Here is a 15,562-nt window from a genome sequence, read left to right on the forward strand (position 1 = left end):
ATGTTCCAAGGCACCCCCTCGGCTTCCTCCAGACCCCACTGTTGCCAGTGGCGCCCTTGCCTGCTGGTTACCTTCCCGCTGGTTGGGCGGTAGGGTTTCTCTCAACCCATCGGCTCGGTAGACATGCCGGGCACACAAAAACACAACCGCCGGGAGAGCCCAGCGGTTGCGTGATCTGCGTAGACTTGGCGCCGCCATCAACCCTTGACCGCGCCGCCCAAAAGTCCCCGGACGAAGTACTGCTGGAGGGAGAAGAACACGACAATCGGCACCACCATGGAAACAAAGGCCGCTGCCGTCAACAGGTGCCAGTCCTGTCCGAAGGAGCCCACCAAGCTCGAGAGGCGCACAGTCAACGGGGCCACCGACTCGTGGCCGCCTAGGTAGATGAGGGCCACCAAGAGATCGTTCCACACGAACAGGAACTGGAAGATCACCAGGGAAGCCAAGGCCGGCACAGAAAGGGGTATGGCCAGGCGGAAAAAGGATGTCCACACCGAAGCACCGTCGATGTAGGCGGCTTCAAACAGCTCATCGGGGAGCCCCTGGAAGAACGTGTGCAGCATAAAGATGGAAAAGGGCAGCCCGTAGCCGGTATGCACCAACCACAGCCCCACAAACGTCCCGGAAAGGCTCAGCTTGTTGTACAGCCTGAGCACGGGGATAAAGGTCATCTGGGTGGGCACCACCAGCATAAAGACGATCAGGGCGTAGAACAGGCCCCGCCCCCTAAAGTGGAGCTTGGAGAGGCCAAAGGCGGCCAAGGAGGCCAGGAAGACCGGGATCACCGTTCCCCCCACCGTGATGATGAAGCTGTTGCGGAAGGCAGTGGACATACCCCCGGAGCTGAGCACCGCTTTGTAGTTCTCCACCGTGTATTGGGTAAACTTCAGGGGGCTGGTGAGCACCGTCCACCAACCGGAGTAGACCACGTCGCTGGCGGGGCGGAAGGAAGTGATCAAAAGGCCAAGCGTGGGCACGATCCACAGCAGCATGGCCACGATCACCACCACGTTGATCACAATCTGCGGCATTTTCGCCTTGAGTTTCTGCCGAGTCACGCCTATCCCTCCCCCTTCAGCTTCTGGCGGATGTTCGCATACATGATGGGAATGATCATCACAAACAAAACCACGGCAATGGCACTGGCCCTGCCGGTATTGGCGAACTGGAACATTTCCTTAAACATGCGGTTGGCAATAACCTCTGTTCCGTAGTTACCGTTGGTCATGACATAGATGATGTCAAAGATCTTGAGCACATTCACCAGCATGGTGGTGGTAACCATGGTCAGGGCGGGCCGCATTTCCGGGATGATGATGTGCCGGAAGACCTGCCAGTCATTGGCACCATCCACCTGCCCCGCCTCCATCAGTTCCTTGGGGATGCCTTTGTAGGCGGCGGATAGGATGACCATGCAGTAACCAGTCCAGATCCACAAACCAACTACAATTAAGGCCAGGTTGTTGATGGGGCTTTCCAAAAGCCACCCTTTAGGTTCAAAGCCCAAAACCACCATGATCTGATTGAGAAGCCCGATCTGCTCGGCACCGGATGGCTTGTAGGCGTATATGAATTTCCAGACCACACCGGCACCCACGAAGGAGATGGCCATGGGCATGAAAATGATGGACTTGGCAATGCGCTCATACTTCACCCGGTCCACCAAAATGGCAAAGAGCAGGCCCAAACCAACCGTGCCGGCGGTGAAGAGCACCAGCCACAGCAGGTTGTTTTTGAAGGCCCGGAGCATGGTCTGGGAGGTAAACACGTATTTGTAGTTCTCCAGCCCCACGAAGGACTCGGAACGCCGGTCCAAAAAACTGAGATAGACCGTCTGCAGAGCCGGGTAGACCTGGTAAACCAGGAGAAACAGCACCGCTGGGCCAACATAAAAGAGTGCAGTAAGCATACCGGTTCTCCGCTTCATCCACTTCACCCCTTCCCGCGCCGCTGGGAAAAAGGGCACGCCCTGAGGAAAGGGCGCGCCCCAGTTCACTTAGCTGATCACTTGCTTTTAGTAGCTCTCTTGGGCTACCGATTCAATGTATTCCAAAACGGTGTCCAGATCTTCGCCGCCCACATACATGAGCATGCCTTCCCAGAAGGCGCCGGAGCCCACAGCCGCGGGCATGGAGTCGGAGCCGTCAAAGCGGAACACATCCGCGGTGTTCAAAAGCTCAGCCATTTCCCTGGTGAGATCATCGGGATAGGCGGCGGGATCGATCTTGTTGTTGGTACCCAGTTTGCCCAGCCTGTTCACCCAGATCTCCTGGGCCTCGGGGCTGGCCAGGAAGTTCATGAACTCTCTGGCTTCGGGCGTATCGTTGAACTGGGCGATCATGTCGCCGGCACCCAGCATGGGATTGCCGTGCTCAGGCTTGATCATGGGGAAGCCGAAGAAGGCCACATCCCGGCCCAGCACCACATCGGGGTTGGCGTCCGTGATGAAGCTGGTGATGAAGCTGGCCTGGCGATGCATCATGGCCCGGGGCGGATCGGTGAACAGTTCGCTCACGGAGTCGCCGAAGTTGGTGGCCAGAACCGTGGTGGGACCGCCATAGACGTAGTCGCTGCTGCGCGCGATCTTGCCGAAGATCTCAAAGGCTTCCTTGACTCTGGGATCGGTCCAGGGGATCTCGTGGTTGACCCACTGATCATAGACCTCAGGTCCAGCGGTGCGCAGCATGATATCTTCGATCCAGTCCGTTGCCGGCCAGCCGCTGGCAGCACCCGACTCTAAGCCGATGGCCCAGGGGGTGTCGCCGTTAGCTACCATCTGGTCCATGAGGGCCTCCAGCTCCTCCCAGGTGGTGGGGATGGCGTAGCCCTTGGCAGCAAACACATCCGGACGGTACCAAACCAGGCTCTTGATGTCAGCGGCAAAGGTGAGGGCATAGAAGCCGCCTTTGTACGTTCCCAGTTCGATCCAGGCATTGTTGTAATCTTCGGCCAGGACCTGGGGATCAATCACCTTGTTCAGGTCAACCAGGGCACCCTGCTCCACATATTCCTTCATGGCTCCGGGCCCGGGGATCGCAGCCACATCCGGGGGATTACCGGCGGCGATGCGGGTTTGGAGCAGAGTGGGCAGATCACGTGTACCTTCAAACTGCACTTTGATGCCGGTCTTTTCGGTAAAGGCAGCCATCACTTCTTGGAAGGCCTCAAGCTCCTGGCCACCCCATACCCCCATCATGGTGACAACCCTTTCTTGAGCCAACGCCCCCAGGGAAAGGGAGAGCACCAATAGGAGACCGAAGACCGCGACTATGCTTTTCTTCACTTCTGAAACCTCCTCTAAGTTGTAATGAAACCGGTTGCATTTTGCCCCACAAAAGCAACCTCTTCCGTATAATTGGATGGAGGGCAGAGCAAATCCTCTTTTTTCGCCCCTCTTTTTTACAAATTCCTGTGCGGTTTTTTAAACCAGACTAAAAGAGCATAAGTCCCAAGGGGACCAGGGCTAAGCTGAGCAGGGTGGGAAGCACTACCCCGCTGGCGGCAAGCTCCTCATCTCCCCCGAAACTGGCAGCCACCAGTGCCGTGCTCACCAAAGGCGGCATGCTGAGCAGGAGCAGCAGGATCGTTTTCAGGGTATCCGGCAGGGGCAAAGCCCCGAGGAAAACCAGGCCCACCGCCGGGCTGAGCACGAGGCGGTGCAGCAGCACAGTCCAGATCTCCCGCCTGAAGGTGAACTTGCTGGCCAAAAGGTCGGCCACTAAAGCTCCCACGATGAGCATGGCCGAACCCACCGTGATGTTGCTCACGAGCTCCAAAGCTCCCAAGGCGAAGCCCGGCAGCCGCAGGCCCAAAAGGCCGCAGACCAGGCCGAGGAGCAAGCCCAGCATGTTGGGGTTGAGAAGCCGCTTGAGGCTGAAGCGGGGCCCGGGGCGGAAGTGGGAGATGCCGTAGCTCCAGTAAAAGAGGCCGGCCCCCAGTTCGAAGAGAACAGGATAGACCACAAACTCCGGCCCAAAGAGGGCGGAGACTATGGGTACAGGGAGAAAAACGTTATTTCCGTTGGTACAGAGAATCTGCAGAGTACCAAAGGTTTTACCCTGCAAACCCAGCCGCTTGCCGCTGTAGTGGGCGGTAATGGCCAAGAACATCGATGTTCCCAGGCCGAAGGCGGTAAAGATCCAGCCCCTTTGCAGGGCAGCCGGATTCACATTTTTGTACATGGACACAAAAAGCAAAACCGGGTAAGTAACCTGCACCACCAACCGGCTGAGCCGGCGGCAGAAGTCCAGATCCAAAATGCGCAGGCGGTAGAGCAGAGACCCTAAGGCAATGAGCAGTGCCAGCATGAAAAATGGTTCGAAGATCTTGATGGCCATCGTCCCCCGCAAATATGATCCCTGGTATATTCCCCATCCCCCTTCATCGTTCCTGCTCAGGGGGGCAGGGTTAACAATGCCGTAACGACCTAGAAAGGAAAGGCCAGGGTTCTAGAGAAGTATAGGGAACACTTTTGGAAAGGAGGAAAGGTATGCTCCTCGTTTCGTATCTGCGCACCTGGCCCTTGGGAAGCACAGAAGAGGAAATGGCCCAGGACAGGCACTGGCGCGCCGGGGAAATCCGGGGCGAGCTTTTGGACACGGTGAACCTGGCCTTCGGGCTCCTCTCAGGCAACCGCATCTACATCCCCCATCTCGCGGGCGAATCCGGCGGCAGGCATCTATTCACAGAGGTGGCTGCCTTGCAGGGGCGCCATCCCCACCTCAAGGTGAACCTCTCCGTGGGCGGCTGGGGTGCGGAAGGTTTTTCCGCTATGGCCCTCACCCCAGAAAACCGGGCCGCCTTCACCGCCGATGCGCTGAACTGGCTGGAAGGGCACGATCTGGATGGAATCGACATCGACTGGGAGTACCCCGTGGGGCGGGAGGAAGGCGAAAACTACATCCTCCTCCTGGCTGACCTGCGCCAGGGGCTGAATCGGCTCATGGAAAGGCTTTCCCGCCCCCTCACACTATCCACAGCGGTACCCGCGGCCAGCTGGTTCCCCAGGGCCATCGATCTGGACCGGGTGCAGCAGCAGGTGGACTATCTCAAGCTCATGGCCTATGACTTCTACGGCGGCTGGAGCCCCACCACGGGGCACACCGCCAATTTGTACCGCAACCCCCAGGACCCCGCGGACTGGAGTGTGGATCAGGCCGTGCAGCTGTACCTGGCTGCGGGCGTGCGCCCAGACAAACTGCTTCTGGGCGTGCCCTTTTACGCCCGGGCCTGGCGCGGGGTGGCGCCGGAGAATGGCGGCCTTTACCAGCCCTATACAAGCAGCGCCTATGAACACGGATTGAGCTATACCGAGCTACAGCGATTTCTAGCTGATCCCAGCTATAAACGCTTCTGGGACGACACTGCCAAGGCCGCCTATCTCTACAACGGCCAGGAGTTGATCTCCTATGAAGACCCCCAGTCCCTGGCCCACAAAGCCGCCTACGTGCGGGAGAAGGGCCTGGGCGGCATCATGATTTGGGAATACGGCCACGACCTCAGCGGTCAGCTCCTGGAGGCCTTGCATGCCGCCCTCAAGGGAAATGTTTCTAATCCAGAAAACACCTGAGCTGCCAGGGGCAGTCGTGCCCCCGGCAGGTATTTCCACGCCGACACCGAATTATTTCAGCATCACCCTGTCTACGAAAAGGAGCGGTTATATGTCCAAGTACGAGCGCTTGATCATCTATCCCCTACTGTTTCTTGCCCTCTTCTCTGCCCTAACAGGGGTAAATATAGTCAGCGCCACCCAGCAGGTCTGGGACCGCATCGTGGCCCGGGAAGTGGTGATCGTGAACGACGAGGGCCAGGAAGTGGCTGTCCTCAAGTATGATCAGGAGAAGGAGAACCCCAGCCTTGAACTGTTCAACAATGCCGGTCACAGAGTGGTATCGCTCCTCGCCTACGCAGATGGAGGGGCAGTGGGCATCTTCAACCAGGATGGCCACCTCACCGCGGCGATCCAAAACGAAGAGAACGCCGGTGCTCTGCTTATCTACAACGGCACCCGGGAGATGAAAAAACTGGTGGGCCTGCGGGCTGGACTCTACGGCGGCGTGGTGGAGATCAACAACGCCCAGGGCCTGCCCACAGGCATCATGGGCAACAACGCGGCCAACAACGGCTATATCGGCCTGTTCAAAGGGGAACTTCTGGGCTTCCTCCATCCCCAGATCATGCTTAACGTAGGGGAAGATGGACCCACCATCCAAACGGCGAAATAAATTAGGCTCCCACGGGAAATCCCGTGGGAGCCTCCTTTTACCAAGGGCGTTTTACAGCCACCCTGCTGGCCATGAGGGCGGCGAGCAGAAGCACAAGGCCGCTTAGGGCCGCGACGCCCCAGCCCAGCTCCAGGATGGGGCTGTAGTGGAGCAGGAGATTGACCAGAACTAAAATGATGCCTGCGGCGGTAATGGGCAGACCCAGGAAGTAGTCCCGGAAGTCGCCGAGGTTAAAGCGGGCCAAGCGGAAGGCCGCCGCCAGAACATACAGACCCAAACTGGCGTAGCTGGGCCAGCCAAAGCCCCTCACCTCCGGATGGGTCAGGGTGAGCAGCACAGGGGCCAGGCCGAAGGAGACCAGATCGGCAAAGGAGTCCAGCTGCTTGCCGAAATCTGATTCCACGTCCCAGAGCCTGGCCAGCTTCCCGTCGAGGGCATCCACTCCTCCGGCCAGGAGGATCAAGGCGCAGGCCCCCAGGCGGTACCCAGGACCCCGCCACACAAGGGCAAGCACCACGACCAACCCCAAAACCATATTGAGCAGGGTAAGCAGATTGGGGAGCTGCTTCAGCAGCACTCTATCTTTCATGAACTCTTTCCCTCGTCAACTGGATCATTTTCCCCCCGGCGATGAGCAGTGCGCTGCCCAGCACCACAAACCAAAACGTAACAAAGCGAAACACTAAGCTGATGGCCAGGGCCTCTTCCCAGGTTAAGCCCGAGGCCACCAGCATCCCGCCCATCACCGCCTCAAAGGTACCCAAGCCCCCAGGCAGCAGCGGGATCATGGCGGCAAAATAGGCGGCGAAGGTAGCGGCAAAAAGGAAAAGGGGGTTGAGGCTGGCATGCTGCGCCGTAAGGAGCCAGAGCTTAAGGGGAAAGAGGGTCCAAATGCCCAGGGAAAGAAGGAGCTGAAGCCCCCACTCCCCCGGCCTGCGGCCGATGGCCGCAGTGTCCCGGGCCAAACCGGCCATCCACCGCTTGAGCCAGACCGCGGGCTTTCCCTCGCTTTTCAGCCGCTGCACCCGGCTGTTGAGGCGCTCGGTGCCCAAGAGAACCCAGGCCACGATGGCCGCCAAAGCCGCCAGCACCGCCAGAACCACAAGGCGCAAGCCAGGAGAGGCCAAGGGCGGCAGGGAATCCCCCAAAACGAGCACCGCCAGCCCGCTTAGGATAACCAAGGCAGCAAGGCTCAAGGACTTCTGGATGGCCACGAGCGAAGCAGCCTGGTTGGCGCTGAAGCCCAGGAGGCTGTGGAGCTGCAGAACCCTTGCTACCTCGCCCCCCACCTTTTCCCCGGGATTGGCCGCATCCACCACCGTACCGTAGGCATTGACCAGCAGAAGCTCCCCGAAGGAAGCCTGTAGACCCAGGGTCCTGCAGAGGCGGAACCACTGGTAGTTGAGGGCCAGCTGGGTCACAACCTGCAGGGCCAAAAGGAAGAGCACAAGGCCCCGGGGCAGGGCCGCAAGATGGAGCCCGATCTGGCGGAAATCGGTGTGCCAAGCCAGGTAGACCAAAACCGCCAGGGACAAAACCGCCAGCACATTGAGGAAAAGGGCAGCTGGTTTTCTGCCCTTTTGCACGCCCATCATACTGCCACCTGCGTCCTTGGTCCCGGTGCCACCAAAACGAAAGTGCAGTCCACGTTGGAAAGGGTTCCGTGCTGAACCCGGCGTTCACACTGGAAAGGCCCCTCCAGGGAAGCCTTGGGCACCCGCACCAAAATCCTGGTGCCCGCCCGGGCTTGGGCCAGAACGCGCCTGAGGACCTCCTCCCGGGGAGAAACCTGGAGCGCGAGGTGGACCACTGTGTAGTCCCCGCAGTGGACGGCAGTGCCGCAGCCGAACTGGACGCCGATGCCGTCCAGTCCCCGGCCCCGCAAAAAGCGGCAGCACTGCTCCACACAGCGGGGATCGTTATCGATCACCGTAACCTCCGCTCCCGTATACTCCTGCAGCAGGATGGCTGTGTAGGGACAGATGCCTCCCCCGATGCAGAGCACCCGATCCTCCGGCCCGATCTGGGCCAGCTCCGCTTCCCGCTGCACCATCTGCCGGTAATAGAGGGCGGCCAAGGAGTAAATTAGCCTGCTGCTGGCCGCCAGCTGCTCGATTTGTCTGGTGAGTCTGGTGATCCACATGCAGCCCCCGCCTTTCTACACCAAGCTCAGGGCGAAGCGGATCAGGTGGTTGAGCAGCCCGCCCAAAAAGAGGGCGGTGAAGGTTGTCCCGGCGGTAATGGCCACGGCCACTTTGGCCCCGAACTCCTTAGCCACGATGGCAAAAACGGACATGCAGGGCAGGTAAATCAGGGACACCACCGCCCCCACAAAAACCTGGAGGCTGGTGAGGTCCAAGGCCAAGAGGGGCGCCACCGACATCTCCCGGCGGATGATCCCCAGAATCAGGGACATGGACGCCTCCGGGGGCAGGCCCAGCCAGCCGGATACCAAAGGCTTCAGGACAGTGCTGATGCCGGTCAAAAGACCAGTTTCCGCCAAGATCGCCGCGATCATGACCGCCATGAGCATGGGCCCTTCCGCATCCACCAGGAAATGCTTGGCCCGGATGAAGAACTTTTTGAAATAGGCGCGGCGCTCAGGGATGAGCAGATTGGGGATTTCAATCACCAAGGGATCCACCGTACCCTTAAGCAGCCTGCTTGTGAGGATGGAAACGAGGACGAAAACCAGGAGTCCCGTGAGGAGTACGCCCAGAACCAGCCAGTAGGAATAGGCGGCCAGGAGCGAAAACAGGGCCCCGGTTTGGGAGATGCAGGGTACAGCAAAGCAGACAATGGTGGTGACGATCAGCCGCTCTTTCCTGGTTGTGGCCGTGCGGGTCCCGATAATGGCCGGCACTGCGCAGCCGTAGCCCAGCATGATGTTGATCAAACTCCCCCCCTGCACCCCCAGTTTGCGCATGATGTTGTCAAACAAAACGGCGATGCGGGGCAGGATCCCGCTGTCCTCCAGAAAAGAAAAGACCAGCTGGAAGAGGAGCACATAGGGCATGACCAAAGCCAAAATCCACTCAAAGCTGATGCGGAAGATGCCAAACTCGCCGATCAAGACATTGTGCACCACTTCCGGCAGGGGCAGCCGGGAAAACAGCGCCTCAAAGAGCGGTACAATGCCTTGATTGACCAGGGGCAAAAGGAGTACAGCCCGCAGGGCCTTACCCGCCCCCACCACCACGCCGATGCTGAGCAAAATGACCAGGGCAGCCAGGGGAATACCCGGCCAGGGTTTGAGCATGGCATCGCCTAAACGGTCCAGCCTGCTGGGGCTGCCGTTGGTCCAGCGCATTACCTTGGAAGTGATCTCCTTGGCCCGCTGCCAGTACTCCACATCGCTGCCGCGAACCCGGGACCTTTCCCCGCTGGCCGCAGCTTCCCCAGCCAGCACTTGGGCCAGCTCCTGCACCAGTTCAGCCAAACCCTGGCGCTTCACGGCCACCGTGGGCACGATGGCGATCCCCAGCTCCCGGCTCAAGGCAGGAACATCGATCTCCATGCCCTTGCGGTTAGCCACATCGGCCAGGTTCAAAGCGCCCACCACTGGAATGTTAAATTCCAGCACCTCCAGGAGCAGCTTGATGCTGCCTTCCAGATCCGCGGCGTTGAGTACGAATAATATGGCCCGGGGGTTGCTGGCCAAAAACCTCAAGGCAACCTCTTCCGCCAGGGAAGTCGCTGCCAGCGCATAAGTGCCTGGAACGTCCAGCAAATTGTACTGCCGGCCATCTATGGTCACAGTCCCTTTCATGTAGGAAACTGTTGTCCCCGCGTAGTTCGAGCTCACCACATGAATGTTGGTCAGCTCGGAAAAGAAAACGCTCTTGCCCACATTGGGCGGGCCCATGAGGAGAATCTTGTCGCTTAGTTCCAAAACCTCCCGATCTTCCTGCAGTTCATGGCAACGGCTCATGCTACCGCACCTCGCGCACGTAGATCTGGGTGGCCAGATCTTTGCCCACCGCGATCTTCTTGGTGGATAGGGACACGGACACAGGGCCCCCTAAGGCGTATTTGCTTTCCATCTTCACCTTCGCGCCGTTAAATAAACCGATACTGGAAAGCAGCCGGAAATCTGGAGTGTGGACAATGGTGTATTCCTTCCCAGGCTTTGCTTCATAAAGGCTCTGTTTCATGTGGTACCCCTCCATCTAGTCACCTGCATGTAGTAGTTGAGAAAAGCTGCGCATACGCCAAAGTGGAGACCGGTTAGTCTCCTTGTATCTACAAAGTCACCTGCAGAGCTTTGACAGTGAAAATCATTCTCACGTCAATCATAGCCTGCCCGGTGCCTCCTGTCAATAGAGATGCTGGACTTTGTACCGCTTTCTCAGCTTGCGAACTCCGCCAATTCTCTTACGAAATTCGTGGGAAGGGAGTGCAGCAAGGCAGGAATAGAGGTGTGTTAACAGAATATGTACATTGTGAAAAACCCTCCAAGGGTTGCTCACGATTTTGGAGGTGCACAGATGAGAATTAGCCAACATCCCATACTGGATCAAAAGACAGGCAGAGAAGTTTCCTTCACCTTTGACGGCCAGCCCCTGGTGGGCAGAGAAGGGGAAATGGTATCCTCGGCCCTTTTTGCCAACGGAATTCGTACCTTTTCCCGGCACAAAGTGGACAATGCGCCGCAAGGGATTTTTTGTGCTAACGGGCAGTGCGCCCAATGCACCGTACTCATCGATGGTCTGCCCATGAAAAGCTGCATCACTCCCCTCCGGGAAGGAATGGATATCAGAACGCTGGTTCACTATCCCACCCTGCCCCCCGACGATGAACTCCGCCCCTCCCGCAGGCCACCTGAGCTTTCCTGCCAGGTCCTGGTGGTGGGTGCCGGGCCTTCCGGTATCACCGCCGCCATCGAGCTGGCCGATGCCGGCTATTCAGTGATCTTGGTGGACGACAAGGACCATCTCGGTGGGAAGCTGGTGCTCCAGACCCACAAGTTCTTCGGCTCCATGGCCGACTGCTATGCCGGCACCAGGGGCACGGACATCGCCAAGATCCTTGAGGAAGAAGCCAGGAAGCGGGAGAACATCACTATCATGACCGATTCGGTGGTGGTGGGAGTGTTCGCCGACGGCAAGGCAGGTATCTACCAGCCCCAGGAGGAACGCTACCTGCTGTTGTCCTTTGCCGGGGTGATCGTGGCCACCGGCGCCCGGGAGCGCTCCTTAGTCTTCCCCGGCAACGATCTGCCTGGAGTCTTTGGCGCCGGCGCCTTCCAAACCCTCGTCAACAGGGATCTGGTGAAATCGTCGGAGCGGGTACTCATTGTGGGCTGCGGCAACGTGGGCCTGATCGCCGCCTACCATGCGCTCCAGGCTGGCATCGATGTGGTGGCCCTCATCGATATTGCCCCCAAGGTTTCCGGCTACAAAGTCCACGGGGATAAAATCAAGCGCATGGGCGTGCCCATCTACCTAAGTCACACCCTGGTGAGCGTCCAGGGCGAGGGTAAGGTGGAAAAGGCCACCATCGCCCAGGTGGACGAAAGCTGGAATCCGCTCCTATCTACCGCCAAGACCTTTGCAGTTGATACGGTGCTGATCGCCGTTGGGCTCAGCTCCGTGGATGAGTTCTACAGCGCAGGATTGGAGGCGGGCTTCCCCGTCCTGAAGACGGGCGATGCCAACGAGATTGCGGAGGCCTCCTCCGCCATGATCGGCGGCCGCATCACCGGCCGGGAAATGGCTAGACGCCTGGGGAGCACCATCGACATCCCCGAGGAGTGGTTTGCGAAAGCAGAGATCCTGAAAAGCCCGCCTGGGGAAGTCTTCCCCCGCACCCACACCTGGCCCCCTGAGGATGGCTGGCAGCCGGTGATCCACTGCTATGAGGAGATCCCCTGCAATCCCTGTACCACGGTCTGCCCCCACAACTCCATCCAGCTCACGGGCAGAACGGGCACGATCATGGATCTGCCGGAGTTCAGCGGGAAGTGCATCGGCTGCGGGCTGTGCGTTTTGATCTGCCCCGGCCTGGCCATTACCCTGGTGCGGGAGTCCGAAGAAGCAGGCCTAGCGGAGGTGGTGCTACCCTACGAATTCGACCACAACTTCCAGCCGGGGGACCAGGTAATCCTGCGGGATGTGGAAGGTAGCGATCTGGGTAGAGGAACGGTGCTGCGGACCCGCTTCAACAAGAAGCACCGCACCCACCTGCTCACGCTGCAGGTGCAAGCGGACATCGCCACCAAGGTGGCGGGCATCTTGGTGCAGGATCCTGCGGTAACCCAACCCCTTCCGGAAGCGGATTTCACCTACCTGCCGGATAACGCCATCGTCTGCCGCTGTGAGCGGATAACAGTGGGACAGATCAAGGAGTTTGTCCGGGAAAACGAGGTCACCGACCTCAACCAGCTGAAGCTGCTCAGGACGGCCATGGGGGCCTGCGGAGGCAAGACCTGCCTCGATCTTCTGCCCCGGGTGCTTATGGAGGCGGGAGTGAAAAAAGAAGAGATCCGCCCCGCCACTTACCGGCCGTTAACAGTGGAAATACCCATGAAAGCCCTGGCTAATCAAGGGGGTGACAAAGCATGAAAAACTATGATGTGGTCATCGTGGGCGCAGGAAGCGTGGGCCTGCCCTTAGCCCACCGCCTCGCGGCCAGAGGGGTAAGGGTAGGCGTTGTGGATGAGCTGTCCTCCCCCGGTCAGGGGCAGAACAAAGCAGCCATTGGCGGAATTCGCGCCACCCATTCCGACCGGGCGAAGATCCAGATCGGCATCGCCTCGCTGGAGTTCGTCCGCCGCCTGGAAGAAGATTACGGTGAGGATGTGGATTGGGTGCAAGGGGGCTACCTCTTCCCCGCCTATGACCAGCAGATTGCGGAGAACCTCAAGGCCCTTTTGCCCATCCAGAAAGGCTACGGCCTGAACATCGATTGGATCGGCCCCGAGGAAGTGCGGGAAATCGTGCCGGGCATCCGTGCCGAAGGCCTCTTGGGCGGAACCTTCTCCCCCGAGGATGGACACCTCTCCTCCCTCAAGCTGGGGGGTGCCCTCTACCGCTTGGCCAGGCGGGCTGGGGCGGAGTTCCACTTCGAGACCAAGGTGACCGGAATGGAAATTGTCGGCGGCAGGGTGACCGCGGTGCTCACCGACAAGGGCAAGTTCGGCTGCGGCACAGTGGTGAATGCAGCTGGCGCCTTCGGCCGGGAGGTGGGCCAGATGGTCGGCGCGGACCTGCCAGTTTACCCCGACTCCCATGAAGCCGGGGTGACCGAGCCCATCCAGCCTCTGTTCAATCCCATGCTGGTGGATATTGCCCCCGATGAGCACTCCGACAACTACTATTTCTACCAGGCCAAGGAAGGGGCTATTGTCTTTTGCATCACGCCGCGGCCGAAGCGCATGGGCACAGACCGGCGCTCCACTTCGGAGTTTCTGCCCATGGTCATTCCCCGTATGCTCAACCTCTATCCCAGGCTGCGCAACATCCGGGTGCGCAGGGTGTGGCGGGGGCTTTACCCCATGACGCCCGATGGTGTGCCCATTGTGGGCTTCGACCGGGATGTGGAAGGCTTCTTCCATGCCGTGGGTATGTGCGGCCAAGGCCTGATGCTGGGGCCGGGCCTGGCGGAGATCGCAGCTGAGGCCATCGTCGATGGCACGGAGCCTGAAATCTTTGCCGACCTGTCGCCCTATCGTGATTTCAGCGGTGAGGAATTGTTGAAATAAATCTTAGGAGAGGTGATTCAATGTCCAACGCTATTTTCCAAATGCCCCGTCCGGAAAATGAACCGGTGTTTAACTACGCTCCAGGGAGCCCCGAAAAGGCCAAACTGAAAGCGGCCCTGGAGGAGCTCAAGGGTAAGGAAGTGGAGATTCCCCTGATCATCAACGGCCAGGAAGTGAAAACCGGCCGCCTGGGCGACTGCGTGATGCCCCACAACCACCGCCACCGCTTAGGTCAGTTCCACCAAGCGGGGCCCGAGGAAGTCCAGGCCGCCATCGAGGCCGCCCTGCGGGCACGCCAAGAGTGGGCCGCGCTCCCCTGGGAAGAGCGGGCCGGCGTGTTCCTCAAAGCAGCTGAGATCCTGGCCCATGACAAGCGCTACCTGCTCAACGCCGCAACCATGCTGGGCCTGAGCAAAACACCCTACCAGGCCGAGATCGATGCCGCCTGCGAGCTCACTGACTTTTGGCGCTTCAACACCTATTACATGGAAGAGATCTACCGCCAGCAGCCCCGCTCCACGCCCCTGAGCTGGAATCGGGTGGAGCATCGGGGACTGGAGGGCTTTATCTTCGCGGTCACTCCCTTTAACTTCACCTCCATCGCCGGCAACCTCCCCACCGCCCCGGCCATGATGGGCAATACCGTGGTCTGGAAGCCCGCTTCTTCCGCGGTTTACCCCGCCTACTTCGTCATGAAGATCCTGGAGGAAGCTGGACTGCCCCCCGGCGTGATCAACTTCATCCCCGGACCCGGCAGCACCGTAGGCGATCTGGTCCTGAAGCATCCTGATCTGGCGGGCATCCACTTCACCGGCAGCACCGCGACGTTCCAGAACATGTGGAAAACGGTGGGCGCCAACATCCACACCTACCGCACCTATCCACGCTTGGTGGGTGAAACGGGCGGCAAGGACTTCGTCTTCGCCCACAGCAGCGCGGATATCGAGGCTCTGGTGGTGGCCCTGGTCAGGGGTGCCTTCGAGTTCCAGGGGCAGAAATGCTCAGCGGCTTCCCGGGCCTACATCCCCGAGAGCATCTGGCCAGAGGTGAAAGAGCGCCTGGTGGCGATGACCAAGGAGCTCAAAGTGGGCGATGTGAGCGACTTCACCACCTTTATGGGTGCGGTGATCGATAAGGCCGCCTTTGACAACATTGTCTCGTATATCGAATACGCCAAGAACTCACCGGAGGCCACCATCTTGGTGGGCGGCAGCTACGATGACAATACGGGCTACTTCATCGATCCCACCATCGTCCAGACCACCAACCCCAAGTTCAAGCTGATGGAAGAGGAAATCTTCGGACCCGTGCTCACGGTCTACGTCTATCCCGATGATGAGCTGGACGAAACTCTAGAGCTCTGCAACACCACTTCGCCCTACGGGCTCACCGGGGCCATCTTCGCCCGGGACCGCAGGGTGATTGTGAAGATGTCCAGAGCCCTCTATGAGGCTGCGGGCAACTTCTACGTCAACGACAAGCCCACAGGGGCCGTGGTGAGCCAGCAGCCCTTCGGCGGCGCCAGGGCTTCGGGCACCAACGACAAGGCCGGCAGCATGCTCAACCTGCTCAGGTGGGTATCCCAGCGGGCCATTAAGGAAAACCTCCTGCCGCCCCGCTGCTACCGCTATCC

General features: G+C 59.5%; 14 protein-coding genes. 5 read left to right on the top strand and 9 right to left on the bottom strand.

The features are described from left to right. Nucleotides 1-197: 197 nt before the first annotated feature. The 4 genes from ACE4YL_RS09465 to ACE4YL_RS09480 all read right to left on the bottom strand — a co-directional run bounded on the left by ACE4YL_RS09465 (nt 198) and on the right by ACE4YL_RS09480 (nt 4,340). Entirely contained in the window at nt 198-1,061 is an 864-nt protein-coding gene (locus tag ACE4YL_RS09465) for a carbohydrate ABC transporter permease (RefSeq protein WP_461358777.1), read from the bottom strand. Between the two features lie 2 nt (nt 1,062-1,063). Further along, nucleotides 1,064-1,930, bottom strand: a complete 867-nt coding sequence (locus tag ACE4YL_RS09470; RefSeq protein ID WP_461358776.1) for a carbohydrate ABC transporter permease — start codon at nt 1,928-1,930, stop codon at nt 1,064-1,066. Nucleotides 1,931-2,017: 87 nt separating this feature from the next. Beyond that, nucleotides 2,018-3,286 (bottom strand): ABC transporter substrate-binding protein, encoded by a 1,269-nt coding sequence (locus ACE4YL_RS09475; RefSeq protein ID WP_461358775.1) that lies wholly within the window; start codon nt 3,284-3,286, stop codon nt 2,018-2,020. A gap of 148 nt (nt 3,287-3,434) precedes the next feature. Beyond that, nucleotides 3,435-4,340, bottom strand: a complete 906-nt coding sequence (locus ACE4YL_RS09480; RefSeq protein WP_461358774.1) for an AEC family transporter — start codon at nt 4,338-4,340, stop codon at nt 3,435-3,437. Nucleotides 4,341-4,492: 152 nt separating this feature from the next. Here ACE4YL_RS09480 and ACE4YL_RS09485 point away from each other — a divergent pair, with 152 nt between their 5' ends. Then, complete coding sequence (locus tag ACE4YL_RS09485; RefSeq protein WP_461358773.1) at nt 4,493-5,572, top strand: glycoside hydrolase family 18 protein; 1,080 nt, start codon at nt 4,493-4,495, stop codon at nt 5,570-5,572. 91 nt (nt 5,573-5,663) lie between these two features. Continuing rightward, on the top strand, nt 5,664-6,227 hold the full coding sequence (locus ACE4YL_RS09490) for a hypothetical protein (protein ID WP_461358772.1): 564 nt from the start codon (nt 5,664-5,666) through the stop codon (nt 6,225-6,227). A 37-nt stretch (nt 6,228-6,264) separates the two neighbouring features. Here ACE4YL_RS09490 and ACE4YL_RS09495 read toward each other — a convergent pair whose 3' ends face one another. The 5 genes from ACE4YL_RS09495 to ACE4YL_RS09515 are packed head-to-tail and all read right to left on the bottom strand — an operon-like array spanning nt 6,265 to nt 10,381. Continuing rightward, a complete protein-coding gene (locus ACE4YL_RS09495) occupies nt 6,265-6,816 on the bottom strand; it encodes a CDP-alcohol phosphatidyltransferase family protein (RefSeq protein ID WP_461364983.1) in 552 nt (183 codons plus the stop codon). Next, nucleotides 6,806-7,819, bottom strand: coding sequence for a lysylphosphatidylglycerol synthase transmembrane domain-containing protein (locus tag ACE4YL_RS09500; RefSeq protein WP_461358770.1), 1,014 nt, complete (start codon nt 7,817-7,819; stop codon nt 6,806-6,808). The genes ACE4YL_RS09495 and ACE4YL_RS09500 overlap by 11 nt, the downstream gene beginning before the upstream one ends. Further along, a complete protein-coding gene (locus ACE4YL_RS09505) occupies nt 7,819-8,370 on the bottom strand; it encodes a class I SAM-dependent methyltransferase (protein WP_461358769.1) in 552 nt (183 codons plus the stop codon). The genes ACE4YL_RS09500 and ACE4YL_RS09505 overlap by 1 nt, the downstream gene beginning before the upstream one ends. Nucleotides 8,371-8,385: 15 nt before the next feature. After that, nucleotides 8,386-10,158 carry a FeoB small GTPase domain-containing protein gene (locus ACE4YL_RS09510; RefSeq protein WP_461358768.1) on the bottom strand — a complete coding sequence of 591 codons (1,773 nt, stop codon included), beginning with the start codon at nt 10,156-10,158 and terminating at the stop codon, nt 8,386-8,388. 1 nt (nt 10,159) lies between these two features. Further along, nucleotides 10,160-10,381: a FeoA family protein gene (locus ACE4YL_RS09515; protein ID WP_461358767.1), complete on the bottom strand. Its 222-nt coding sequence runs from the start codon at nt 10,379-10,381 to the stop codon at nt 10,160-10,162. 333 nt (nt 10,382-10,714) lie between these two features. Between ACE4YL_RS09515 and ACE4YL_RS09520 the strand changes: the two genes are divergently transcribed. The 3 genes from ACE4YL_RS09520 to pruA all read left to right on the top strand — a co-directional run. Continuing rightward, the gene (locus ACE4YL_RS09520) at nt 10,715-12,790 is read left to right on the top strand and encodes an FAD-dependent oxidoreductase (protein ID WP_461364984.1); all 2,076 of its coding nucleotides are present in this window, start codon (nt 10,715-10,717) and stop codon (nt 12,788-12,790) included. Further along, nucleotides 12,787-13,929: an NAD(P)/FAD-dependent oxidoreductase gene (locus tag ACE4YL_RS09525; protein WP_461364985.1), complete on the top strand. Its 1,143-nt coding sequence runs from the start codon at nt 12,787-12,789 to the stop codon at nt 13,927-13,929. The genes ACE4YL_RS09520 and ACE4YL_RS09525 overlap by 4 nt, the downstream gene beginning before the upstream one ends. Nucleotides 13,930-13,949: 20 nt before the next feature. Next, nucleotides 13,950-15,562, top strand: a 1,613-nt coding sequence (gene pruA, locus ACE4YL_RS09530) for an L-glutamate gamma-semialdehyde dehydrogenase (protein WP_461364986.1), incomplete at its 3' end; no start/stop codon positions are given.

Origin of the sequence: Candidatus Darwinibacter acetoxidans, from assembly GCF_041936445.1 — a bacterium.
Classification (GTDB): Bacteria; Bacillota; Limnochordia; order Darwinibacteriales; family Darwinibacteriaceae; genus DTU010.

Excerpts from the sequence above, each read along its gene's own strand:
- ACE4YL_RS09500 (WP_461358770.1), bottom strand. The coding sequence starts at position 7,819 with ATGGGCGTGCAAAAGGGCAGAAAACCAGCTGCCCTTTTCCTCAATGTG.
- ACE4YL_RS09505 (WP_461358769.1), bottom strand. The coding sequence starts at position 8,370 with ATGTGGATCACCAGACTCACCAGACAAATCGAGCAGCTGGCGGCCAGC.
- ACE4YL_RS09470 (WP_461358776.1), bottom strand. The coding sequence starts at position 1,930 with ATGAAGCGGAGAACCGGTATGCTTACTGCACTCTTTTATGTTGGCCCA.
- ACE4YL_RS09525 (WP_461364985.1), top strand. The coding sequence starts at position 12,787 with ATGAAAAACTATGATGTGGTCATCGTGGGCGCAGGAAGCGTGGGCCTG.
- ACE4YL_RS09490 (WP_461358772.1), top strand. The coding sequence starts at position 5,664 with ATGTCCAAGTACGAGCGCTTGATCATCTATCCCCTACTGTTTCTTGCC.
- ACE4YL_RS09485 (WP_461358773.1), top strand. The coding sequence starts at position 4,493 with ATGCTCCTCGTTTCGTATCTGCGCACCTGGCCCTTGGGAAGCACAGAA.
- ACE4YL_RS09480 (WP_461358774.1), bottom strand. The coding sequence starts at position 4,340 with ATGGCCATCAAGATCTTCGAACCATTTTTCATGCTGGCACTGCTCATT.
- ACE4YL_RS09515 (WP_461358767.1), bottom strand. The coding sequence starts at position 10,381 with ATGAAACAGAGCCTTTATGAAGCAAAGCCTGGGAAGGAATACACCATT.
- ACE4YL_RS09495 (WP_461364983.1), bottom strand. The coding sequence starts at position 6,816 with ATGAAAGATAGAGTGCTGCTGAAGCAGCTCCCCAATCTGCTTACCCTG.
- ACE4YL_RS09520 (WP_461364984.1), top strand. The coding sequence starts at position 10,715 with ATGAGAATTAGCCAACATCCCATACTGGATCAAAAGACAGGCAGAGAA.
- ACE4YL_RS09510 (WP_461358768.1), bottom strand. The coding sequence starts at position 10,158 with ATGAGCCGTTGCCATGAACTGCAGGAAGATCGGGAGGTTTTGGAACTA.